The organism is Veillonella intestinalis (genome assembly GCF_943192895.1).
GTDB classification, from domain to species: Bacteria; Bacillota; Negativicutes; order Veillonellales; family Veillonellaceae; genus Veillonella_A; species Veillonella_A intestinalis.
Window position 1 is genome coordinate 18,559 of the sequence record NZ_CALPCB010000004.1, and the last position, 23,931, is coordinate 42,489.

21 protein-coding genes are annotated in these 23,931 nt (G+C 35.5%); all 21 read left to right on the forward strand.

What is annotated here, in order from left to right:
• Positions 1-167: 167 nt before the first annotated feature.
• The 21 genes from NFR27_RS04015 (at position 168) to NFR27_RS04120 (ending at position 23,920) form a co-directional block, all read left to right on the forward strand.
• Entirely contained in the window at positions 168-1,118 is a 951-nt protein-coding gene (locus NFR27_RS04015; RefSeq protein ID WP_251454347.1) for an aspartate carbamoyltransferase catalytic subunit, read from the forward strand.
• Positions 1,102-2,391 carry a dihydroorotase gene (locus NFR27_RS04020; RefSeq protein WP_251454350.1) on the forward strand — a complete coding sequence of 430 codons (1,290 nt, stop codon included), beginning with the start codon at positions 1,102-1,104 and terminating at the stop codon, positions 2,389-2,391. Before NFR27_RS04015 ends, NFR27_RS04020 begins: the two co-directional genes overlap by 17 nt.
• On the forward strand, positions 2,388-3,458 hold the full coding sequence (gene carA, locus NFR27_RS04025) for a glutamine-hydrolyzing carbamoyl-phosphate synthase small subunit (protein WP_251454353.1): 1,071 nt from the start codon (positions 2,388-2,390) through the stop codon (positions 3,456-3,458). The genes NFR27_RS04020 and carA overlap by 4 nt, the downstream gene beginning before the upstream one ends.
• A 13-nt stretch (positions 3,459-3,471) precedes the next feature.
• The gene (gene carB / locus NFR27_RS04030) at positions 3,472-6,675 is read left to right on the forward strand and encodes a carbamoyl-phosphate synthase large subunit (RefSeq protein ID WP_251454356.1); all 3,204 of its coding nucleotides are present in this window, start codon (positions 3,472-3,474) and stop codon (positions 6,673-6,675) included.
• Between the two features lie 7 nt (positions 6,676-6,682).
• Complete coding sequence (locus tag NFR27_RS04035) at positions 6,683-7,645, forward strand: dihydroorotate dehydrogenase electron transfer subunit (protein WP_277612526.1); 963 nt, start codon at positions 6,683-6,685, stop codon at positions 7,643-7,645.
• Between the two features lie 53 nt (positions 7,646-7,698).
• Entirely contained in the window at positions 7,699-8,655 is a 957-nt protein-coding gene (locus NFR27_RS04045) for a dihydroorotate dehydrogenase (RefSeq protein WP_251454649.1), read from the forward strand.
• A 422-nt stretch (positions 8,656-9,077) separates the two neighbouring features.
• The gene (locus NFR27_RS04050; RefSeq protein ID WP_251454359.1) at positions 9,078-9,515 is read left to right on the forward strand and encodes a HutP family protein; all 438 of its coding nucleotides are present in this window, start codon (positions 9,078-9,080) and stop codon (positions 9,513-9,515) included.
• 31 nt (positions 9,516-9,546) lie between these two features.
• A complete protein-coding gene (locus tag NFR27_RS04055; protein WP_251454362.1) occupies positions 9,547-10,572 on the forward strand; it encodes a glycosyltransferase family 8 protein in 1,026 nt (341 codons plus the stop codon).
• Between the two features lie 23 nt (positions 10,573-10,595).
• Positions 10,596-11,762, forward strand: coding sequence for a nucleotide sugar dehydrogenase (locus NFR27_RS04060; protein WP_251454375.1), 1,167 nt, complete (start codon positions 10,596-10,598; stop codon positions 11,760-11,762).
• Between the two features lie 23 nt (positions 11,763-11,785).
• Entirely contained in the window at positions 11,786-12,790 is a 1,005-nt protein-coding gene (locus tag NFR27_RS04065; protein ID WP_251454378.1) for an NAD-dependent epimerase, read from the forward strand.
• Positions 12,791-12,982: 192 nt separating this feature from the next.
• Positions 12,983-13,504 (forward strand): translation initiation factor IF-3, encoded by a 522-nt coding sequence (gene infC / locus NFR27_RS04070; protein ID WP_202922154.1) that lies wholly within the window; start codon positions 12,983-12,985, stop codon positions 13,502-13,504.
• Positions 13,505-13,522: 18 nt separating this feature from the next.
• Positions 13,523-13,720, forward strand: a complete 198-nt coding sequence (gene rpmI, locus NFR27_RS04075) for a 50S ribosomal protein L35 (protein WP_006555054.1) — start codon at positions 13,523-13,525, stop codon at positions 13,718-13,720.
• Between the two features lie 35 nt (positions 13,721-13,755).
• Positions 13,756-14,106, forward strand: coding sequence for a 50S ribosomal protein L20 (rplT, locus tag NFR27_RS04080; RefSeq protein ID WP_115309349.1), 351 nt, complete (start codon positions 13,756-13,758; stop codon positions 14,104-14,106).
• A gap of 253 nt (positions 14,107-14,359) precedes the next feature.
• Positions 14,360-15,799, forward strand: coding sequence for a sugar transferase (locus NFR27_RS04085; RefSeq protein WP_251454381.1), 1,440 nt, complete (start codon positions 14,360-14,362; stop codon positions 15,797-15,799).
• A 32-nt stretch (positions 15,800-15,831) separates the two neighbouring features.
• Positions 15,832-16,938: a UDP-galactopyranose mutase gene (gene glf, locus NFR27_RS04090; protein WP_251454384.1), complete on the forward strand. Its 1,107-nt coding sequence runs from the start codon at positions 15,832-15,834 to the stop codon at positions 16,936-16,938.
• Between the two features lie 42 nt (positions 16,939-16,980).
• Positions 16,981-17,919, forward strand: a complete 939-nt coding sequence (locus NFR27_RS04095) for a glycosyltransferase (protein WP_251454387.1) — start codon at positions 16,981-16,983, stop codon at positions 17,917-17,919.
• 55 nt (positions 17,920-17,974) lie between these two features.
• A complete protein-coding gene (locus tag NFR27_RS04100; RefSeq protein WP_277612527.1) occupies positions 17,975-18,739 on the forward strand; it encodes a DUF4422 domain-containing protein in 765 nt (254 codons plus the stop codon).
• Positions 18,740-18,762: 23 nt separating this feature from the next.
• Positions 18,763-19,716 (forward strand): glycosyltransferase, encoded by a 954-nt coding sequence (locus NFR27_RS04105; RefSeq protein WP_251454390.1) that lies wholly within the window; start codon positions 18,763-18,765, stop codon positions 19,714-19,716.
• A 14-nt stretch (positions 19,717-19,730) separates the two neighbouring features.
• Positions 19,731-22,133 carry a bifunctional glycosyltransferase/CDP-glycerol:glycerophosphate glycerophosphotransferase gene (locus NFR27_RS04110; RefSeq protein ID WP_251454393.1) on the forward strand — a complete coding sequence of 801 codons (2,403 nt, stop codon included), beginning with the start codon at positions 19,731-19,733 and terminating at the stop codon, positions 22,131-22,133.
• Between the two features lie 11 nt (positions 22,134-22,144).
• On the forward strand, positions 22,145-22,867 hold the full coding sequence (locus tag NFR27_RS04115; RefSeq protein ID WP_251454396.1) for an IspD/TarI family cytidylyltransferase: 723 nt from the start codon (positions 22,145-22,147) through the stop codon (positions 22,865-22,867).
• 3 nt (positions 22,868-22,870) lie between these two features.
• Complete coding sequence (locus NFR27_RS04120) at positions 22,871-23,920, forward strand: NAD-dependent epimerase/dehydratase family protein (RefSeq protein WP_251454399.1); 1,050 nt, start codon at positions 22,871-22,873, stop codon at positions 23,918-23,920.
• The last annotated feature ends 11 nt before the right edge of the window (positions 23,921-23,931 follow it).

Sequence of the window (23,931 nt, forward strand, 5' to 3'; positions counted from 1 at the left end):
TTCGTTTCCCACAATATACCTTTTAAGTTAGTCCTGTGAGGCTAGTAAAGGATTATGGTAGGCACTCTTGCTAGGGGTGTATCACTATGTCTGCTATAGACCTTTTGCCACAGGCAAAAGGTCTTTTTTGTTTATACAATCAGGTATCTCAGTTAAGGAGGCTGACAATGGGAGAAGTAAGTTTAAAAGGCAAGCATTTGCTAGGATTGCAGCATGCCACAAAGGAAGAAATTGAACTTATATTGCGTGTAGCCAAGAAGATGAAAAAAATCGTATTGTCTGACGATAAAAAACATTCGCTTTTGAAAGGTAAATCCATTATTAACTTATTTATGGAAAATAGTACACGTACTCGTAGTTCCTTTGAATTAGCTGGGAAATATTTAGGGGCCGATGTTATTAATATTACAAAAAGCGGTAGCTCCATGGCTAAAGGGGAAAGCTTCCGCGATACATTATTAACAGTATCTTATATGGGAACCGATGCTATTGTAATGCGTCATAGCGCTGAAGGGTCGCCTTTATATGCAACTAAAGTAGTAGATCCTATTATTATCAATGCAGGGGATGGCGCGCATGAGCATCCAACGCAAGCCTTGCTTGATATGTACTCCATCATTGAGCGTAAAGGTTCATTAGAAGGTTTAAAAATCGTTATTGCTGGCGATATTATGCATAGCCGAGTAGCACGTAGTGATGTGTATGGCTTTACTAAAATGGGTGCTGATGTGCATTTAGTGGGTCCTCGTACGTTGTTATATCCTGAAATGGCTAAGATGGGCGTTACCATTCACCATGATGTGCGTGAAGCGGTAAAAGATGCCGATGTTGTTAATGTCCTTCGCATTCAATTAGAACGCATTAATTCAGCCCTATATCCAACCAATCGTGAATATGCACGCATTTTTGGTATTAATAAAAATGTATTGTCCTTAGCCAAGGACGATGTAATGGTTATGCATCCAGGTCCTATGAATCGTGGTCTTGAAATTGCTCACGATGTGGCATACAGTGATGAGTCAGCCATTCAAGAACAGGTTCGTAATGGTGTGGCTATTCGTATGGCTGTATTGTACTTGACGATTGTAGGAGGTGACGGCAGTGAACTTGCTGATTAAAGGTGGTACCGTAGTAAATCCAAAGAAACAACAACATGAAGTAGCCGATATTTTGGTGAAAGATGGCAAGATTGCAGCCATTGGTCAGAACTTAAGTGCCGATGGCGCCGATATATATGATGCAACAGGCCTTATCGTAACGCCTGGTCTTATTGATATGCATACACACTTGCGTGAACCAGGTCAGGAAGCGAAAGAAGATTTTTATAGTGGTACTCAAGCAGCTGCAGCTGGTGGTTTTACCCGCATTGCTACCATGGCTAACACGAAGCCTGTTGTAGATAATGCACCTTTAGTTCGTGGCTTGCAAAAACAAGCAGAACTTACCGGTATCGTAAAGGTTGAATTTATTGGTGCTGTGAGCAAGGGCTTAGAAGGTAAAGAATTAGCGGAAATGGGCGATATGGCCGAAGCTGGTGTAGTAGGCTTCTCCGATGATGGACATTATGTAGAAAGTGCAGCGTTTATGCGCCGTGCTTTGGAATACTCCAGCATGTTTAACAAGCCCGTTATTGACCATGCAGAAGAAGTAACGTTGACCCATGAAGGCCATATGCACGAAGGCTTTGTGGCGTATGAAATGGGTGTTAAAGGTCGCCCTGCAGTTGCAGAAGATATGGCTGTAGCACGTGATTTACTGTTGGCTGAAATGACAGGTGGGCACATTCATATTGCGCATGTAAGTAGTAAAGATACAGTGGATCAAATTCGTGCAGCGAAAGCTAAAGGCATTAAGGTTACTTGTGAAGTGACAGCACAGCATTTATCCTTTACTGATGAATATTTGCGTGAATATAATCCCGCTTTTAAAATGGCACCGCCGATTCGTTCGGAGGAACATCGCCAAGCGCTGTTAGCAGGTGTAAAAGATGGTACCATTGATGCCATTATTACAGACCATGCACCGCATGCGGAAGAAGAAAAAGACGTAGAATTCTGCTGTGCACCGAATGGTTTTAGTGGTCTTGAAACTTCTTTGGCAGCCGTATTAACGCATACCTATAAAACAGGTATTTTAAGCCTTGATGAAATTGTAAATCTTATGAGTGTTCGTCCCGCTGAAATTATGGGCGTAGACGCAGGTGTTTTAGAAGTTGGTAAAACTGCAGATATTACTGTATTTAGCACGGATGAAGAGTGGACGGTAGACCGTAATCTATTCTATACTAAAGGTAAGACAAGTCCGTTTGATGGTATGACCTTAACGGGCAAGGCTAAATTAACTGTAGTGGATGGCGAAATTGTAATGAAAGAGGGAGTTGTGACCCAGTGAAAGGTAAATTAGTATTACAAGATGGTTCCGTGTATGAAGGCAAACTCCTTGGTGGAGCACCTATTCTCGGTGAAGTTGTATTTAATACCGGTATGACCGGCTATCAAGAAATTTTAACTGATCCGTCCTATGCAGATCAGATTATTACCTTAACCTACCCACTTGTTGGTAACTATGGGGTGTATCGTGATATTGCGCAAGCACCAAAACCATATTGCCGTGGCATGATTGTAGGTGAGCTTTGTACATTCCCAAGTAATTGGCAAAATGAAGGGCTATTTGAAGAATATTTGCGTGCTTATGGTATTCCTTGTTTATATGATGTAGATACGCGGGCTATTACTCGTAATATTCGTAATCATGGTGTTATGAAAGGGGTTATTTGCCCAGCTGATACACCACAAGAACGAATTGACGCCTTGTTACAGCAAAATTTGCCAACAGACCAAGTTATGCAAGTTACCACCAAATGGCAGGGCTATCGTGGCAATGAAAATGCTGAGTTCCACGTAGCTGTTTATGACTTCGGTGTTAAAGAAAGTATTTTGAAATCTTTAGAAGCTTGTGGTTGTCGTTTAACTATCTTCCCAGCTGATACAAAAGCAGAAACTGTGCTTGCAGAAAATCCAGATGGTATTTTCTTATCTAATGGCCCTGGGGATCCACAAGAATTACAGTTTGCTGTAGCGGAAGTTAAAAAATTACTTGATAAGAAGCCAATCTTTGGTATTTGCATGGGTCATCAAGTATTGGCCTTGGCCTATGGAGGCTCTACCTATAAATTGCGTTTTGGCCATCGTGGCTCCAATCATCCAGTAAAAGATTTAGCGACAGGTCGTGTGTATATTACTTCGCAGAACCATGGTTATGCAGTTGATGAAAATAGCTTAGCTAATGCAGATGTAACGATTACACATCGCAGTGTGAATGATAATACCGTAGAAGGGATGAAACATAATAGCTTGCCAATTATGTCCGTTCAATATCATCCAGAAGCATCACCAGGACCAACTGACAATTTATACTTATTTGACCAATTTAAAGCATTAATGAAAGCACAGAAATAGAAAGGGCTGACCAATGACAATGGACAAGAAAAAAATACTCGTTATCGGATCGGGCCCGATTATTATCGGCCAGGCAGCGGAATTTGACTATGCAGGCACCCAGGCTTGCCGTTCCCTTCGCGAAGAAGGCTATGAAGTTGTGTTGGTAAACTCCAACCCAGCTACGATTATGACGGATCGTGATATTGCGGACCGCGTTTATATTGAGCCAATTAGCCTAGAATTTGTTACGGAAGTCATTCGCAAAGAACGTCCTTATGGTTTATTGGCTACCCTTGGTGGTCAGGTAGGCCTTAACATGGCTGTAGAACTTTCGGAAGCAGGCATTCTTGAAAAATATGATGTAAAATTATTGGGTACAACCTTAGCGGCTATTAAACAAGCGGAAGACCGTGAGCTTTTCAAAGAAGCGATGGAACGCATTAATCAACCAGTGCCAGAAAGTGATATTTTCAGTGACGTAGATGAAGCGGTGGCTTTTGCAAATCGCATTGGCTATCCAATCATTATTCGCCCTGCTTACACCTTAGGCGGTACTGGTGGCGGTATTGCTACTAACGAAGAAGAAATGTACATGATTGCTCTTCGTGGTATTAAGCTAAGTCCTATCCATCAGATTTTGGTAGAACGGTCAGTAGCAGGTTGGAAAGAAGTAGAATACGAAGTTATGCGTGATAGTGCGGATAACTGTATTATCGTATGTAACATGGAAAATATTGACCCTGTAGGTGTTCATACAGGGGACTCCATTGTAGTAGCACCAAGCCAGACATTGAACGATATTCAATACCAAATGCTACGTACGGCATCGGTAGATATTATTCGCTACTTGGAAATTGAAGGGGGCTGTAATGTACAGTACGCCTTAGACCCATATAGCAATCAATACTATGTAATCGAAGTTAATCCTCGAGTATCTCGTTCTTCCGCGTTAGCGTCCAAAGCAACGGGGTATCCAATTGCTAAAGTGGCAGCGAAAGTAGCCTTAGGTATGACGTTAGATAGCATTACAAATGCCGTTACTGGTGAAACGAAAGCTTGCTTCGAACCATCTCTTGACTATGTGGTAACGAAGTTCCCACGTTGGCCATTTGAAAAATTTAACTTAGCGGATCGTACTTTGGGTACGCAGATGAAAGCCACTGGGGAAGTTATGGCCATTGATCGTACTTTGGAAGGGTCTTTATTAAAAGCAATTCGTTCCTTAGAAATTGGCTTAGATCATATTGAACTTAAGAAAATTGCCCATGAAACGCCAGAGCAATTGATTGAACGTTTACGCTTAGTCGATGATGAACGTATTTACGTGGTAGCGCAGGCGCTTCGTGCTGGTATTAGTGTAGAAAAAATTCACTACATCACTAAGATTGATATGTTCTTTATTAACAAGATTAAGAATATCGTAACGCTTGAAAAGAAATTAGCTAGTGAAGGCATTACAGAAGATACTCTTCGCACGGCTAAACGATATAGCATGCCAGATAAAGTAATTGCTCGCTATGCTAAGGTAAGTGCTGATGATGTATTAGCGAAACGTCAAGAACTTAATATGTTCCCAACCTATAAATATGTAGATACTTGTGCGGCTGAGTTTGAAGCCCATACGCCATATTATTACAGTGCCTATGCTACGGAAGATGAAGTAATACCACGTGGTGATAATAGTGTTATCGTCCTTGGTTCCGGTCCAATCCGTATTGGTCAAGGGGTAGAATTTGACTACTGTTCCGTTCATTCCTCTTGGGCTCTTCGTAAATCTGGTAAACAATCCATTATTATTAATAATAACCCTGAAACAGTAAGTACCGACTTTGATACATCGGATAGCTTGTATTTTGAACCATTAACAGTAGAAGATGTTATGGAAGTTATCCGCAAAGAAAATCCTATCGGTGTTATTGCTCAGTTCGGTGGTCAAACAGCTATTAATTTGGCGGGGCCATTAGCCGAACGAGGGGTAAAAATTCTTGGCACTTCTGTAGATAGTATCGACATGGCCGAAGACCGCGAACGCTTTGATGAACTCTTAGCTGAACTTGGTATTCCACGTCCAGTAGGTGCTTTAGTAACAAGCCATGAAGAAGCGTTGCAAGCAGCTGGTCGTTTATCCTATCCACTTATCGTACGTCCATCCTATGTATTAGGTGGTCGTGCTATGGAAATTGTGTACAATGACCAAGAACTTGATGTGTATATGAAAGAAGCTGTAGTAGCGTCTAAAGACCATCCTGTATTGATTGACCGTTATATGGTAGGTATGGAAGTTGAAGTCGATGCCATCGCTGACGGTGAAGATGTATGTATTCCTGGTATTATGGAACAAATCGAACGAGCTGGGGTTCACTCTGGTGATTCCATTGCGGTATATCCAGCGCAGCATTTATCACAAGAAATTACTGATCAAATCGTCGATTATACACAGCGCATTGCTCGTGGTCTTAATGTAAAAGGGATTGTAAATATTCAGTATATCGTAGCTAATGGGGAACTTAATGTTATCGAAGTTAACCCTCGTTCCAGCCGTACTGTACCATTCATTAGTAAAGTTACGGGCATTAATATGATTGAATATGCAACGCGCATTGCTCTTGGGGAGACTATTAAATCCATGGGCTTACAAACTGGTTTAGTACCAGCAAAAGACTATGTAGCGGTAAAAGCGCCAGTGTTCTCCTTCTCCAAAATGGGTCTTGTAGAAATTGCTTTAGGGCCTGAAATGAAGTCTACTGGTGAAGTTATGGGGATTGGTCGCACGTACTCAGAAGCGTTGTTTAAAGCTATTCATGGCGCTAACATGCGCATTCCTGAAAAAGGCCATATCCTTATGACCGTAGCGGACCGTGATAAAGAAGAAGCAGCACGCTTGGCTAAAGGGTTCATCGACTTAGGCTATCATATTCAAGCTACTGGTGGTACAGGTAAATACTTTGAAGAACATGGCATTCCTTGCGTGATTGTTAATAAAATTCACGAAGGGGCCGATAACTGTGCTGATTTAATCCGCCAAGGGAAAGTAGACTTAATGTTGAATACCTTAACCTATGGCAAACGACCTGAACGTGAAGGATTCCAGCTTCGTCGCTTAGCTGTTGAAATGGGCACTCCTTGCTTGACATCCTTAGACACAGCGCGCGAAGTATTGCGTGTTGTAGCTGGTCGTGCCAACGAAGAAATTAAGATTGAAGTAGAAGCATTACAAGACTTTGAAATGGAGTGATACACGCATGAGCGGTTATGTAGAAATGGCGCGAGTGCTCCGCAATGAGCAAATTGGCGCAGACGTATGGATTATGGATCTATATGCGCCTAAACAGGCCGCTGAGGCTGAAGTAGGTCAATTTTGTAATGTTCGTGTAACTGGTGGTACGGCGCCTTTATTGCGCCGTCCTATCAGCTATGCTGGGTTTGATAAAGAAGAAGGTACCATTACCTTACTCTATCGTGTAGTAGGTGTTGGTACTGAAATTATGACGCATCTTAAAGAAGGCGATGTTTTAGATTGTTTAGGCCCTTTAGGTAGCCGTTTTGAAATGACCGATAATATGTTACTTGTTGGTGGTGGTGTAGGGATTGCGCCTATGCTTTGTATAGCATCAAAATTGAATGATGTGGAAGATACCATGCGCTATACTAATGAAGAAGATGAGACGGTACTTAAGCCAGTTGCTTCACGTAAAGCCACTGTTGTTTTAGGTTTTCGTAACGAAAGTGAAACCTTCTGGGCTGATTTATTTAAAGATTGCCCTGTAGATGTGTATGTAACAACTGATGATGGCAGTGTAGGGACAAAAGGTTTTCCAACGGCTATTATGGGAGAGCTGATTCAATCGGAGCGTGGTGAAGTGCAACGTCAGTTAACTCCATATTTAACAGGCAAAGAACAAGGAACTAACTCTACTAGCGCTAGTCATACAACTACTACAACTTCAGAAACACTTGTATCGGCTGATAAAGTAGCGAATATTGGCTTTACGAGTGTCATGACTTGTGGACCTACGCCTATGATGAAAGGTGTAGCCAAGGTGGCGACAGAATATGCTGTGCCATGCCAGGTGTCTTTAGAAGAGCGAATGGGCTGTGGTACTGGTGGTTGCTTAGGTTGCGGTTGTCATGGTCGTGGCGGTAAACGCTATAAAGTATGTAAAGAAGGACCTGTATTCCCTGCTGAGGAGGTGTTTTTCGAATGAGTCATGAACATTTAGCGCAGTTAGGGGATCATGGAGAACTTGGCTATAAACATATGGATCATACGAAAGATTTAAATGGTAAGCAGCCTTCTTATCCTGATTTAGCCGTTGATTTTTGCGGTATTAAGATGAAAAATCCTATTGTTGCCGCCTCAGGTACCTTTGGCTTTGGTCTTGAATATGCTGATTATTTGGATCTTAGCAATGAAGTAGGGGCCATTTCGGTGAAAGGTTTGACGCCACAGGCGCGTAATGGCAATGAAGGTACTCGTATTGCTGAAACGCCATCAGGTCTTTTAAATTGTATTGGTCTTGAAAATCCAGGGGCTGAAGCCTTTGTAGAACATATTTTGCCAGAACTTAGAAAATATGATGTGCCAATTTTAGCCAATATTTCGGCGGCTGATATAGAGGGGTATGCCTTCATGGCTAAAACCTTAACCGTAGAAGGGGTCGCTGGTTTTGAAGTTAATATTAGCTGTCCGAACGTAAAAAATGGTGGCATGGCTTTTGGCGTTTGTGCTGACAGTGCAGCGGCTGTATGTAAAGTAGTTCGTGAAAATACAGACTTGCCGGTTATCATGAAACTATCTCCTAATGTAACAGATATTGTAGAAATTGCTAAAGCCGTAAAAGCAGCTGGTGCTGATGGCCTTAGTTTAATTAATACCTTGCTTGGTATGGCCATTGATATTAAAACACGTCGTCCTGTTTTGGGGAATTTGTATGGTGGTTTGTCAGGCCCTGCCGTTAAACCAGTGGCATTACGTTTAGTTCATCAAGTAGCACAAGCCCTTGATTTGCCAATTATGGGCATGGGTGGCATTATGACTGGTACGGATGCTATTGAGTTTATGCTGGCCGGTGCTGATATCGTGTCTGTAGGGACGGCTTCTATGGTAAATCCACAAGCAATTGGTCAAATTGCTCGTGAAATGCACGAATACTGTGAAACTAATGGTATTGGCCATGTCAGTGAAGTAGTAGGGGCGTTGTTACCATATAAATAAGGTGTTGATTTTTTACGCGTTGTTTAATTAGTTGGTTGGTAATTAGTTGATTAGTTACATACTTTAAGTGATATTGTTTTGTGTCAATGTTTATTTATTAAGCACTGATGTAGATTGTTTATGTAAGCGTAAAAAATCTGCTTGAAAACGTTAAGAGAGTTTGAACTGAATATAGAGATAACTATGTAAATAAGATTGTTAGTTAGTATATAGTTGAATACATACATGAAGAAACCCGGTACTGCGTTGGGGAACGTGGTACTGGGTTTTTGTGTGGTTTTATTAAGCTTTAAGCTTTGGAATGTGATATAATAAAAGAAATATTTAAGAGAGAAGTTTAAAAGTAAAAAAATACTCTTTTGTTATATTTAAGAGTATTTAAAGTATTAAATGTATTTAGAGTAGGATGGTAGGTGGCGTACATGGAATATACTAGTATTGCAATTGGCCGAGCTGCATTGCAGTTGGCGATTACAGAATCAAGACAAAAAGAACAAGAACTGCGTAAAGATTTACAAGATAAAGGCATTCGATCTGTAGCCGTAGATTTTGGTGGTCAATTTTTGCAGTCTATTCCTAAGATTATTGAACATGCTGTGGTAGCAGCTCAACGCCAAAAGGTAGTGGCGGATAATCATATTGGTGAAGGGGCTGTTATTGGAGCTACACAAGAAGCCTTAGAACAGCTAAAACGTAAAGCTACAGGGCTTAATGTGGGTGGTAAAATCGGCATTGCCCGCTATCGAGAACATATTAGTGTAGCTATTTATGTGGGTGTTGGTATTTTGCATCTAAATGAAATTGCAGTGGCTATTGCACATAGAAGCTTGCCAGCAAGGGAAGATGAAGCGGTGAAATAATAGATTTAGAGATATTTTATGAGGTTTATTGATGAAAAAATTTAATGATAATTTTTTTACTGAAGATAATTTTATTTTAACTACAACTACATATGATTATTTGCCTGTAAATAGAGAAAACAAAGAGATATATCATATTTGCTATAATGTGAATGATGGATTTATTCATATTATGGGTGCCTCTATGACATCTGTTTTAGAAAATAATAAAGACAAGTATTTTATTTTTTATATTTTCACTGATGGTTATAGCGAAGTGAATAGTAAAAAGCTCAAAGAATTAGCAAAGCAGTGGAAGTGTTGCTGTATTTTATATCATTTAGATATGAAACCGTTTGAGGATTTTCATATTAAAGTAGCCCGTTTTTCTAGAATTACATATGCTCGTATTTTTGCACCAAAAGTTATAGGCAAATATACAGACAAATATATTTATTTGGATGCAGATACTATGTGTGCTAAATCATTAGTATCTTTATGGGAAACAGATATGCAGAATGCAGCTATGGGAGCAGTTTCTGAGGGGGCCGATGTAGTTGCTTACCGGAGCGAATATTTGAATTTAAAAAATAGCAAGTATTTTAATGATGGCATTATGTTAATAGATATTCCAAAGTGGGAAGAACAGAAAATTACAGAAAAAGCGTTTGCGTATCAGAATGAGCCGCCAAAGCGTTTTTTGGGGCAAAGTCAAGACGTTTTAAATTTGACATTTGATGGGACTAATTATTTTTTAGCATCTGAATATAATGCATTTCGTGGCGGTGCTGACTTTGAAACTGGTAAATGTACAATAGTACATTGGACAGGCCGTAGAAAACCTTGGCAAATGGTATTAACCTATTATGATGAGCAGTGGCGTGAATATAATAAACTATCACCTTGGGAAACATTGACGAATATATTGCCAGTTAAGAAACCTGAGAATTATCATGATTTTCAGCAATGGGGTGATTATGAAAAGTCAAAAGGAAATTATGCTAAATATTTACAAGGGCTATTTTGGTATAGTATCTTACGAATTAGATATAAGTTGGGTGGCAATAAAAAGAATTAAAGATTGTAATAGGAAGGGATAGTATGAAAATAGCTGTAGCAGGTACGGGATATGTAGGGTTAGCTAATGGATTATTAATTGCGCAACATCATGAAGTTATAGCACTAGATATTCTTCCTGATAAGGTGGAAATGGTAAACGAAGGAATTTCACCAATTGTTGATAATGATATATCTGAGTTTTTAAAACGAGACGATATTAATTTTAAAGCAACATTGGACCCTAAAATAGCATTTTCTGATGCGAAGTTTATAATTATTTCAACGCCAACAAATTATGATCCCCAGAAGAATTTCTTTGATACATCGTCTGTAGAAACTGTGATTGAAGAAGTTTTAATAATAAATCCAGAAGCTGTTATGGTTATTAAATCGACAGTTCCAGTCGGTTATACGGAACAAGTGCGGGAAAAATATCAAACAAATAATATTATTTTCTCACCAGAATTTTTGCGTGAGGGTAAAGCTTTATATGATAATTTATATCCTTCGCGGATTGTTGTCGGTGAACAATCTGAACGTGCTCGTGAATTTGCTAATTTGTTGGCCGAGGGAGCATTGAAAAAAGATATTCCTATGATTTTTACTGGCTCTACTGAAGCTGAGGCGATTAAATTATTTGCTAATACGTATTTAGCTTTACGGGTTGCGTATTTTAATGAACTTGATTCATATGCAGAAATTCGTGGATTAAGCACAGGTGAGATTATTAAAGGGGTATGTTTAGATCCTCGTATCGGTGATTTTTATAATAATCCATCCTTTGGTTATGGTGGTTATTGTTTACCTAAAGATACAAAGCAGCTATTGGCTAACTATCGTGATGTACCGCAAAATTTAGTCTCTGCTATTGTGGAAGCTAATCGGACGCGTAAGGATCATATTTCAGATATGATATTAGAACGTAGTCCGAAAGTAGTAGGTGTATATCGACTTACGATGAAGAGTGATTCGGATAATTTTAGGGCTTCTGCCATTCAAGGAGTTATGAAACGGATTAAGGCAAAAGGCATTGAAGTTGTTGTGTATGAGCCAACATTGCTAGAAAATGAATTTTTCCATTCCCGTGTGCTTCGAGATTTAGCTGAGTTTAAACAAGTGAGCGATATGATAATAACTAACCGTTGGTCAGAAGAATTGAGCGATGTAAAAGAAAAAGTATACACTCGAGATTTATTTGATAGGGACTAATGATTTGAAAGGATTGTTAAAAAATGGCTAAGTATAAACCATTTGATACAACAAAACGAATATTAATAACAGGTGCAGCTGGTTTTATTGGATTTCATTTAGCGAAGCGTTTGTTGGAGCAGGGAAGTATAATTTGTGGTTTGGACAATATTAATGACTATTATGATGTTTCATTAAAAGAAAGTCGCTTGGCCTTGTTAAAAAACTTTGCTAATTTTACGTTTGTAAAAGGCAATATAGCCGATGAAGTGGTAGTTGCACATGTTTTTGAAACGTTTAAGCCAGATATTGTTGTTAATTTAGCAGCACAAGCTGGTGTACGTTATAGTATAGATAATCCTAAAGCGTATATGGAGTCCAATATGATGGGTTTCTTTACTATATTAGAAGCTTGTCGAAAATATCCAGTAGAGCATTTATTATTTGCATCAAGCTCTTCCGTATATGGGAATCAGCAAAAAACGCCGTTTGCAACGACTGATAATGTGGATCATCCGATTAGTTTATATGCAGCTACTAAAAAATCGAATGAATTAATGGCTTATACTTATAGCCATTTATATGGTATATCTGCTACAGGTTTACGATTTTTTACAGTGTATGGGCCTTATGGTCGTCCAGATATGGCATACTTTAAATTTACGAATAAAATATGTCAAGATACACCTATTCAAATTTATAACCAGGGTGATATGTATCGGGATTTTACCTATGTAGATGACATTGTGATAGGGATTGAACGAATGTTATGTAATCCGCCTAAAAAGAATGAATGGGGGGATGCATATAAAGTGTATAATATAGGGAATAATAAGCCGGAAAAATTGATGTATTTTATTGAAGTCTTAGAGGAGCAATTAGGCAAAATTGCGGTTAAAGAATTTTTGCCTATGCAACCTGGCGATGTATATCAGACCTATGCTGATGTTACAGAATTAGAAGAAGACTTTGATTTTAAACCAGTTACTTCCATTGAGGAAGGATTGGGTAAATTTGTGACTTGGTATAAAGAGTACTATAAAAATTAACGCTTGACAGTATACCTTTTAAACGATATACTATTTAAGTACTCTTTTGAGAGTTGTTTAAGAAGTAGAGGCCATCCGCTTCTCACCTATTGTCTCGAAATAATAGGTTGAATACATTAACAGTTATGTTAGCTAGTTACGGATGGCATTATGCCGTCCGTTTTTTATTTATAGAGAAAAAAGTTGTTGGAGGTGACTATTATTAGCAAAGATACGCCGCGCATTAATGAAGAAATTCGCGCCCGTGAAGTTCGTGTGGTAAGTGCCGATAATGAGCAGTTAGGTATTATGTCGGCTCGTGAAGCTCTTGCGTTAGCTGAAGAACATCAATTGGACTTAGTAGAAGTGGCACCGAATGGTAAGCCACCAGTATGTCGAATTATGAACTACGGTAAATATCGTTATGAGCAACAGAAGCGCGAAAAAGAAGCTAAGAAAAAACAGAAGACCTTTACTTTAAAAGAAGTAAAACTTCGTCCCCATATTGAGGATCATGATTTTTATGTTAAAATGAAAAATGCAACAAAATTTTTAGCAGAAGGTAACAAAGTAAAAGTTACAATCATGTTCCGTGGCCGTGAATTGAGCCATCCTGAATTGGGTCAGAATGTATTAACCCGTTTTGCCAAAGAATTGGAAGAACAAGCAGTTGTTGAAAAAGCAGCTAAGCTTGAAGGGCGAAACATGACGATGATATTAGCAAAAAAAGGATAGTTGAGGAGGATACTAATTATGCCAAAAATTAAAACTCGCCGTGCAGCGGCTAAACGTTTTGTACCGACTGGTAGCGGTGAATTCAAACGTGCGAAAGCATTTAAGAGCCATATCTTAGAAAAGAAATCCCCTGCTCGTAAACGCAATCTTCGCAAAGCAACTTTGGTTAGCAAAGCCGATTACAAACGCGTTGCTAAATGCTTACCATACGCTTAATAGTTAGAATTACTGGATAATGGAGGAAATATACAATGGCTAGAGTGAAAAAGGGCGTTACAGCTCATGCACGTCATAAGAAAATTTTAAAATTAGCTAAAGGCTATCGCGGTACACGTAGTCGTTTGTTCAAAAAAGCAAACGAAACGGTAATGAAAGCATTATATTATGCTCGTCGTGACCGTCGTGCGAAAAAACGTGAATTCCGTAAATTGTTCATTACTCGTATCAACGCAGCAGCTCGTTTGAACGGTATGAGCTATAGCCGTTTTATCGCTGGTTTAACTAAAGCTGGTGTTACAGTAGACCGCAAAATGTTAGCTGATTTAGCTGTTAACGATGCAGCAGCTTTTGCTAAATTCGTTGAAGTAGCTAAAAACGCATAAGAATTATAAGTAAAAAGTGGTGTAGGTTTCACATTTGTGTGAATTTCTACACCCTTTTTTTATGTAAAAATGGTATAATGGTAAGGAATAAATATTTCTTTTACCTATTTCTTTATAATGTAAAATTTAGTATTTTTATAAGAGTATTATAATAAAATTTTACATTTATTTTTTTGTATATCTTTTAGAATTTTAGTCTTTTTTTAATTTTATAGTAAATACTTTGAGTTTGAAATTTGAGGATGTTGGAACTATGAAACGAGCAATCCCAACTCTTAATAGAAAAACTACATATTTATTGCCTGTGTTGATATTGTTAATTGACTATTTAATGGTAACGCTAGGTATTATTAGTGCGTACAATGTACGAAAATGGTGGATGTATCCTGCTGTAGTAGGAAATTTTCATATAAAATCAATCTATATGGAGTTAATAGCACCTGCTTTATTTCTATTTATGATGTTTTTATGTAATTGTTATAGAGCGCCATTACCATATTGGGATAGAGTTAGAAATTTATTTAAAGGTGTTTCTTATAGCATTATTTTAACGGTATTTTTAATGTACGCTGCAAATGTAGCAGGAGATGTTTCCCGATTATTTATAGTCTTTTCATGGGTATTTACATTTGTTTTTTTATTAGCAGGACGTTATATTTTTGAGCGTATTTTAATTTCTCATGGAATTTTAAAAATTCCTGTTGTTATTATTGGGGCTGGTAAGACTGCGGAATTATTACTAAAATCTTTTGAACGGCATCCAATTATGAGATATGAGATTGTAGGGTTTATTGATGACAATCCTATATGTAAAAATTTGATAAAAAAATATCCTTTATTAGGTACATTCGATGAAATGGAAAATATTTTAATTAAAACTAAAATTCAACATGTAATTGTTTGTGCACCAGGATTAGATCCTAAGAAGTTAATTTCATTAATTACACGATTAGAAATTTTAGTGAAAAATGTATCATTTGTTCCGGAATTAATTGGCTTACCTGTTGCTAATGTTTCTGTTCAAGGTCTAATGGAAGAAAATATGATTTTAGTAAGTGTTAAAAATAATTTGGCAAGACCGTATTATAGAGTACTAAAGCGCTTATTTGATATGGTATTAACTTTGGCGGGGATGGTAGTATTTTTGCCTTTTGGAATAATTATTTCAATATTAATTTTTGTTACTGATCCAGGGCCTGTTTTATTTGCTCATAAACGTGTAGGACAAAATGGAAAAAGTTTTAAATGCTATAAGTTTCGTTCTATGGTTGTTAATGCAGAAATGGCTTTAAAAGAATATTTACAAGTTAATCCAGAAGCTCAAGAAGAATGGAATAATGATTTTAAATTGAAACATGATCCAAGGATTACATGGGTGGGGAGAATTTTAAGAAAGACTAGTTTAGACGAATTCCCTCAATTGATTAATGTATTAAAAGGTGAAATGAGTCTAGTTGGGCCTAGACCAATTGTGGAAGCTGAAATTGAAAAGTACGGTGAATATATTAATGATTTTTATTTAGTACCACCGGGAATTACAGGTGTTTGGCAAGTAAGTGGTCGTAGTGATACTACGTATGAAGAACGAGTCCGAATGGATTCCTGGTATGTTCATAATTGGTCTGTTTGGATTGATATAGTTTATTTGGTTAAAACAGTTAAAATAGTTCTTCAAGGAAAAGGTGCGTATTAGTAGCTCTATAGAAGATTGAGGAGATTTTAATTATGCAGTATGATTATTTAGTAGTGGGGGCAGGACCTTTTGGTTCAGTGTTTGCTCATGAAGCTTATAAACGTGGAAAAAAAGTATTAGTCATAGATCGTCGCAATCATATTGGTGGGAATATGTATTGTGAAAATAAAGATGGTATTAATATTCATGTATATGGTGCACATATTTTTCATACGTCCATTAAAGAAGTATGGGATTATGTAAATCAATTTGCTACTTTTAATAATTATATAAACTCTCCATTAGCTAATTATAAGGGTGAAATGTACAATTTGCCTTTCAACATGAATACCTTTAGCAAGATGTGGGGAATTTCAACACCAGCTGAGGCTAAAGCGATTATTGAAGCGCAGCGTGCTAACATTATAGGCACACCTAAGAATTTAGAAGAGCAAGCGATAAGCTTAGTTGGAAAGGATATTTATGAAAAACTTATCAAAGGGTATACCGAAAAACAATGGGGACGTCCTTGTACAGAGATTCCATCATTTATTATTAAACGATTGCCAGTAAGATATACTTATGATAACAATTATTTTAATGATCGGTACCAAGGTATCCCGGAAGGCGGTTATACTAAGTTAATCGAAAATATGCTTGAAGGCATTGAAGTTTGTTTAGGTGTAGATTTTATTGAGCGACGTGAAGAATTAACCGCGTTGGCTGATACAATTATCTATACTGGACCAATTGATGAATATTACAATTATGAATTTGGTCAATTAGAATATCGCGGCTTACGTTTTGAGACAGAGAAATTAGAAAGCGAAAATTATCAAGGTGTGGCAGTAGTGAATTATACTGAAGCTGAAATTCCATATACACGTGTAATTGAACATAAGCATTTTGAATTTGGTAAACAACCAGTTTCTTATGTAACAAAAGAATATCCTGCTGATTGGAACGTAGGCGATGAGGCATATTATCCAGTGAATAATGAAAAAAATCAGGATTTATATGCTAAGTATGCTCAAAAAGCTAAAACTGAAACTAATGTAATTTTTGGTGGTCGATTAGCAGAATATGTATACTATGACATGGATAAAGTTATTGCAAGTGCTCTTCGTTTAGTAGCACAAGAATTGAAGTTAATTTTGTGATAGGAAGCTGTAAGGAAGTTAATATAGTATGATATATTTTTCTTGAAAGAGGCTGATATGGATATAAATCAAGGAGAGTTAGTTTCTTTTATTATTCCCTGCTATTGTGAATCTGAAATACAATTTAGACAATCTATTGAATCGGTTATTAATCAGACATACCAAAATCTTGATATTGTAATTATTTTAGATAATCCTGAAAATGAATTATTATTAACTTTAGGTCAAGAGTATGCTCGAAAAGATGAGAGAGTAAGGTTTATTGTAAATGAAAAAAATTTGGGATTAACTAAAACCCTTAATAAAGGCATACACTATGTAAAGGGAGAATTGATTGCTAGACTAGATGCTGATGATATAGCTTTACCGAATAGAATAGAAGAACAGATTAAATATATTAGCGAACATGATTTAGTGAGTACGAATTTTTCTTTTATTAACGAAAGTAATGAAGTGATACAGGATAGGCATTTCCCAGAAACTGATGATAAAATAAAATATTATATGTTGCATAGCATGGATTGTATGTTTCATACTACCTGGTTAGGTAAAAAGAGTCTATTTGAAAAGCTAAATGGATATCGAGATATTGGACCTTTTGAAGATTATGATTTTCTGCTACGAGGTATTAAAATTGGTGCAAAATATTATAATATACAACAATCATTGACTCAGTATAGGATAAATATGAGAGGAATATCTCAAACTAATAAAGTATTGCAACATTTGGGGTCAGAGTTTTTGCGAGATAATTTTAATAGAATTGAAGAGATAAGATTTACTGAGATTTTGAGATATTTAGAATCAATTAGTGGGCAGAAGAAAATAAAAGAATTCAATATATATGATAAGATAAAAGAAGAAATTTTTTCTGCGCATAATAAGTCAGAGTTTTATATTAAGGCGATACGGGCAATTCCTAAATTATTCTTTAATTATTATGGGCGAAAAAAAATGTTAGACCTTTTTAAATATAGGTAAACTTTTATTATAGAAACATTTAATTAAAAGGTTATAAATAAAGGAAATAAAATAAGTGACTAATATAAAAATCTTAGTAGCAACACATAAACCATATTGGATGCCTAATGAGTCTATATATATGCCAATCCATGTAGGTAAAAAAGGAAAATCAGATATTGGGTTTGTCGGTGATGATACTGGAAATAATATATCTCATAAGAATTCTAATTATTGTGAATTAACAGCACTATATTGGGCTTGGAAAAACTTAGAGGCTGATTATATAGGTTTGGTTCATTATCGGCGCTATTTCACTACTAAAACGGTATTTAATGTTGAAAAACGTAAATATCAAATTTTGTCTAGGGAAGATTGGGAACGTATTTTAGCTGAGAATCCTGTTGTAGTAGCAGATAAACGAAAGTATTATATTGAAAGTAATCGCTCGCATTATAATCATGCACATCCAAGGGCCGGGTTAGATATAGTTGAGCAAATTATTACAGAACGGTATCCTGATTATAGAATGTACTTTGATTTAGTATGTAATCGAACTTGGGCTCATATGTTTAATATGTTTGTAATGCGCCAGGATTTATTTAATCAATATTGTGAGTGGCTTTTTTTGATACTAACAGACTTAGAGAAACGTTTAGATATTTCTAGTTATGATAACTATCAAGCTCGAGTTTTTGGATTTGTAGCAGAACGATTACTTGATGTATGGCTAGAAAAGAATCAGATTAAATATAAAGAACAAAATATATCCTTTATGGAAAAACAAAATTGGCTAAAGAAAGGCAGTATTTTTTTAAAACGAAAGGTATTTGGAAGATAGAATTATTTTGCAGGTGTAATTAAATGATTACTGTAGTAGTAGTAACGTATAATCATGAAAAATACATAGCTGAGTGCTTAGATAGTATTCTATCACAGAAGATAGATGAGCCTCTACAGATATTAGTTGGTGATGACCAATCAACGGATAGTACAGCAAGTATAGTAAAAGCGTATAGTTATAAATATCCCAATCAAGTATTTCCTATCATTCGACGGAAGAATATGGGGCCTACAAAAAATCTTTTGGAGTTAGTAAATAAAGCAGATGGTGAATATATAGCATTTTGTGATGGAGATGACTATTGGAGTGATACATATAAATTAGAAAAACAATTGAAATTATTGAACGTTGATAAAAAATGTAGTGGATGTGTATCTCATGTCGGAATTGTCGATGAAAATGGGCAACGGAACATTTCGCAAACTGTAAATTGGCTTAGGGGACAACCAAAGTATACTTTGGCTATGTATGAAGGCTTTGACATTCCAGGGCATTTATCATCTCTCGTAGTAAAAAATAATGGGTTTATAAATAAAGCGTATAATGAAGGCTTATTTGTAGATCCATTAATTGCAGATCGATATATTTTTCTTGCGGCTTTAGTTGAGGGGCATATTAGGTGTTGTGAGGAAGAACTTAGTGTTTATCGTTTTATACGAGGAAAAATTAAAGTTAATGCTATGTCTCAAATTTATAGAGCAAAAAAAAGCTGGGTAATGAATGATTTAACTAATATATTAGAATTACAAAAGTGGCTACTAGTGAATCATTCTATAAAAAAAAAGTTTGTTAAATACAAAAGTCAACTAATTGTTACGCTTTTGTTTCAAAAGCTTAAAGGTTATAATATTTCTTTTTATGATTTTTTTAAGCACTGTGATTATAAGTTTGTAGTAATATTACGGTTGCCACGATCTGTGGTAGAGCGAATTATTTATAAATGTAAATTTTTATTCGGGAATCAGATGAGATAGGAGATTATCAAATAATGAGTGAATTGATTGATGAATCATTGCTAGAAAGTAATTATGCTAAGGATTACTATACAGGTGAGGCAGGTCCTTTAACTCAAGACCGTATTAACTCTAATGATGGAACGATGGTTACTGTTATTTGTATTTCTTATAAACACGAACCATTTATTGCTGAGGCGCTAGAGAGTTTTATTAAACAAAAAACGACTTTTAAATTTAAAGTATTTGTTGGTGAGGATTGTGGACCTGATAATACTGCTAATATTATTAGAGAATATGCAAAAAAGTATCCTGATATTATAATTCCTTTTATTCGTGAAACTAACATGGGGGCCCAACGAAATTTAATCGATTTGTGTCAACGTGCAACTAGTCCATATATTGCTTTTTGTGAAGGCGATGATTATTGGATAGATGAAAATAAATTACAAAAACAATTTGAGTTTATGGAAGAACATAAAGAGATTAGAGCTTGCTCGACTAAAACAGAAATTGTTGCACCGGAAGATTGGCATTTACGAAGTTGGTATAAATCTATTGACAATAAAATTATAATTCCTAATAGTATTCCCGGATATGGTAAGGATAAAAAATTTCTTACTCCTGCATTTTTAATTGCTATTAATGCTGCACATACATCTAGCTATTTTTTTAGGTGGAATTATGATTTAGAAATTCCAGATTGGTACTATAAAGGTATTATTGGTGATATGCCTTTGTTATTGATGCAATTAGGGAAAACTAAATTAGCCGTTATTCCTGAATTAACATCAGTATATCGTATTAATGAGAATAGCATATTTTTTGCTAAAGATAGAACTGCACATTATTTACAGACTAGAAGAGATATTATCTTTTGGATTGGAAATTTTAGGAGATATGCATTAGAAAATTTAAGAGGATATCCTATAGTTGCTCTAGAAAATAGGCTGAAAGTTGAGGTAAATAATTTACTAAAAACTCTTGTGGGAATGAGAAAAAAGCAAGAAATAATAGATTTTTGTAATGAATTTCCGGAAGAGTTTACAATTGCGTTAACTGCATATACCTCTTTTTTTACTGATAGTAAAGCGTTAACAAATGTAGTAGGGTGGGATGGCTATAAATTACTTATGAGAAATAGAGTTTATAGAAAAGGATTGCAACCTTATGCTAGATTTGTGAAGTTTTTTGATAGAAAAAAACGTAGAATCAAGGTTTTTATTAAAAATACATTATCGTTTGTGTGTTATTGGTTATATAGTTTAGTACCTAAAGAAAAAAATGTTTGGTGTTTTTCTGGATTTTTAAAGAAAAATTATATGGATAACACGAAGTATTTATATGAATGGATAGTTAATAATCATCCAGAAATAAAAGCTTATTGGATTACAAATAATAAATTAATTTATGAACAGCTAAAGTCTGAAGATAAACCAGTTTTACAATTTAGAACTAAAGAGTGTGTTAAAATTTTATCTAAGGCTAGTGTAGCTTTTACAGATCACTTTATCATGTCTGATTTTGATAATATTTCTGGATTTAATAATAGGACGAAAGTTGTTCAACTCTGGCATGGCGTTGGATTGAAATCTATAGGTGATTTGAAGAATACAGATATAAATGGAGTACAACATAGTTTAGATATTTTATCACAAAAGTCAGATTCTTTCTTTTCAAAAATGTTAAAACGATTCAAATATTTTAGACGCGCATATTATAGAGAGTTATTTGAAGAATATTTTGCTCTGATATGTCCAGGGCCTGAAAGGATTGAGCAAATTGCTAAGAAATGGGATATACCAGTAGAGAATTGTATAATTGCTGGACATCCTAGAAATATTTTATTACATAAGCAGATTTCACAAGGTAATAAGATTTTATATGCACCTACATATCGATGGTCTATTGATAAAGAAAAAGAGTTAGTTGATAATTTAATAGAAGCGTTTAATAAAATTGATAACTGCATGCAGTCTATAGGAGGAACTTTTGTAATTCGGTTGCATCCACATACTTGGAGAAACTATACTAATGAGATTGTTAATGCAGCAGAAAAATATTCTACAATTATTCTTGATGATGAAAAAGATATTTATCAAAGTTTGGGAACATACTCTATGGTAATTAGTGATTATTCCTCTATAGCATATGATTTTGTTCTTTTAGATAGGCCTGTTATATTTCATTGCCCGGACATTGAAGAATTTTTAACCACGGAGTGTAATTTGAATTATGATTACAATGAATATTCGCCAGGGCCAAAAGGAAAAACTTGGTCTGAAACGATTACTTTTATTCAAGAGTATATTGCTAACCCTATGAAGGATAGTGAGTGGAGAAAAAAAGTAAGAGAGGCTTTTTATACTGTAGAGAAGAATGACGAAACTAATTCAGAACGTATAGTTGATGAGATTAAAAAACGTTTAAAAATTTAGGAGATGATTTTATGAAGCATCTAGGCATAATTTTTGCTGGCGGAACTGGACAGAGGATGAATGCAGGTGCTATGCCTAAGCAATTTTTGGAATTACATGGAAAACCTATATTGATATATACTCTAGAAAAATTTCAACGACATCCGAAAATTGATGGTATCATATTAGTATGTTTAGATTCATGGATTGATTATTGTAAAGAGTTGCTTGATAGATTTCATATATCTAAAGTTATGAAAATTGTTGCAGGGGGACAGAGTGGTCAAGAGTCTATTTTTAATGGATTACAAACAGCATATTCTATGATTGATGAAAATTGTGTTGTTTTGATACATGATGGTGTTCGTCCATTAATTAATGAGAAGACAATTACAGATAATATATCTACTGTAATACAAAAAGGAAGTGCTATTACAGTAGCACCTGCTATTGAAACTATTGTTGTTAAAAATAGTGAGGGGGTGTTGGGGGATATATTAGATCGATCCCAGTGTCAGGTAGCAAAGGCACCACAGAGTTTTTATTTGAGTGATATTTATAATGCACATTTAAAAGCAAGAGAAGAAAATCGATTTGATTTTATAGATTCTGCTAGTTTGATGAAATATTATAATTGTCGATTATATACGGTAGAAGGCCCTAGTGAAAATATAAAAATCACAACACCAGCTGATTTTTATATTTTTAGAGCTATTCTAGATGCTAGAGAAAATTCGCAGATTATGGGGTTATAATAAATGAATAATCAATTTTTAAACGATTTTAAGCAAATAGATAAAGCTAACTTTTTAGATTTGAAAGAGTTAGATAATAAAACTATTTTTATTACTGGCGCTACAGGTTTGATTGGATATTATTTAACTAGTTATTTAATATATCGTAATAAAGTTTATGGAAGTAATATTAAACTGTTATTATTGGTTAGAGATGAAGTTAAGGCTAAACGACTATTTGATAAGAATATTACTAGAGCTATTAAAGATAAGATTGTGTATGTTGTTGGAGATATTATAGAGATACCAGAGATAGAATATAAAATTGATTTTATTATTCATGGTGCGAGTCCAACTGCAAGTAAATTCTTTATTGAAAAGCCAGTAGAAACCGTGAAAACAGCGGTATTTGGAACTATGAATATTTTAGAGGTGGCAGTTAAGCATCAAGTTGATAGCTGTATTTATCTATCAAGTATGGAGGTTTATGGATCGCCGTCTTCAGAAAAACTTATTTCTGAATACGAAGGAACAACTATTGATACTATGCAAATTAGAAGTTCATATCCAGAAGCTAAACGATTGTGTGAAACGCTATGTAAAAGTTATCAAAGTGAATATGGCATAAAGGTTAAAGTAGTGAGATTATCTCAGACATTTGGTGCTGTTTTTGATTTAAACGATCAGCGTGTATTTATGCTGATAGCAAACTCTATTATCAATAATCAGAATGTTGTATTTAATACAGATGGATTAAGTAAGAGACCTTATTTATATATTTCGGATGCTGTAAGTGCTATATTAACTATTTTATTGCTAGGTGTTGATGGGGAAGCTTATAATGTAGGAAATAAAGATACTTATTGTAGTATTAAGGAGATGGCACAAGTTGCAGTTAAATCACAAAATAGTAATATAGAAATAATTACTAAACAAGAAGAACTATCTAAGTACCCATCAAGGCATAATTTAAATTTGGATATGAAAAAAATAGAGGATTTAGGATGGAGACCAACAAAGAACTTAGCTGAGATGTATGCAATTTTAATTAAATCAATACAAGATTTAAAATGATAGAGGTGATA

Coding starts and splice junctions, on each gene's coding strand:
- NFR27_RS04015 (WP_251454347.1), top strand. CDS start 168: ATGGGAGAAGTAAGTTTAAAAGGCAAGCATTTGCTAGGATTGCAGCAT.
- carB (WP_251454356.1), top strand. CDS start 3,472: ATGACAATGGACAAGAAAAAAATACTCGTTATCGGATCGGGCCCGATT.
- NFR27_RS04035 (WP_277612526.1), top strand. CDS start 6,683: ATGAGCGGTTATGTAGAAATGGCGCGAGTGCTCCGCAATGAGCAAATT.
- NFR27_RS04045 (WP_251454649.1), top strand. CDS start 7,699: ATGGATCATACGAAAGATTTAAATGGTAAGCAGCCTTCTTATCCTGAT.
- NFR27_RS04050 (WP_251454359.1), top strand. CDS start 9,078: ATGGAATATACTAGTATTGCAATTGGCCGAGCTGCATTGCAGTTGGCG.
- NFR27_RS04055 (WP_251454362.1), top strand. CDS start 9,547: ATGAAAAAATTTAATGATAATTTTTTTACTGAAGATAATTTTATTTTA.
- NFR27_RS04060 (WP_251454375.1), top strand. CDS start 10,596: ATGAAAATAGCTGTAGCAGGTACGGGATATGTAGGGTTAGCTAATGGA.
- NFR27_RS04065 (WP_251454378.1), top strand. CDS start 11,786: ATGGCTAAGTATAAACCATTTGATACAACAAAACGAATATTAATAACA.
- rpmI (WP_006555054.1), top strand. CDS start 13,523: ATGCCAAAAATTAAAACTCGCCGTGCAGCGGCTAAACGTTTTGTACCG.
- rplT (WP_115309349.1), top strand. CDS start 13,756: ATGGCTAGAGTGAAAAAGGGCGTTACAGCTCATGCACGTCATAAGAAA.
- NFR27_RS04085 (WP_251454381.1), top strand. CDS start 14,360: ATGAAACGAGCAATCCCAACTCTTAATAGAAAAACTACATATTTATTG.
- glf (WP_251454384.1), top strand. CDS start 15,832: ATGCAGTATGATTATTTAGTAGTGGGGGCAGGACCTTTTGGTTCAGTG.
- NFR27_RS04105 (WP_251454390.1), top strand. CDS start 18,763: ATGATTACTGTAGTAGTAGTAACGTATAATCATGAAAAATACATAGCT.
- NFR27_RS04110 (WP_251454393.1), top strand. CDS start 19,731: ATGAGTGAATTGATTGATGAATCATTGCTAGAAAGTAATTATGCTAAG.
- NFR27_RS04115 (WP_251454396.1), top strand. CDS start 22,145: ATGAAGCATCTAGGCATAATTTTTGCTGGCGGAACTGGACAGAGGATG.
- NFR27_RS04120 (WP_251454399.1), top strand. CDS start 22,871: ATGAATAATCAATTTTTAAACGATTTTAAGCAAATAGATAAAGCTAAC.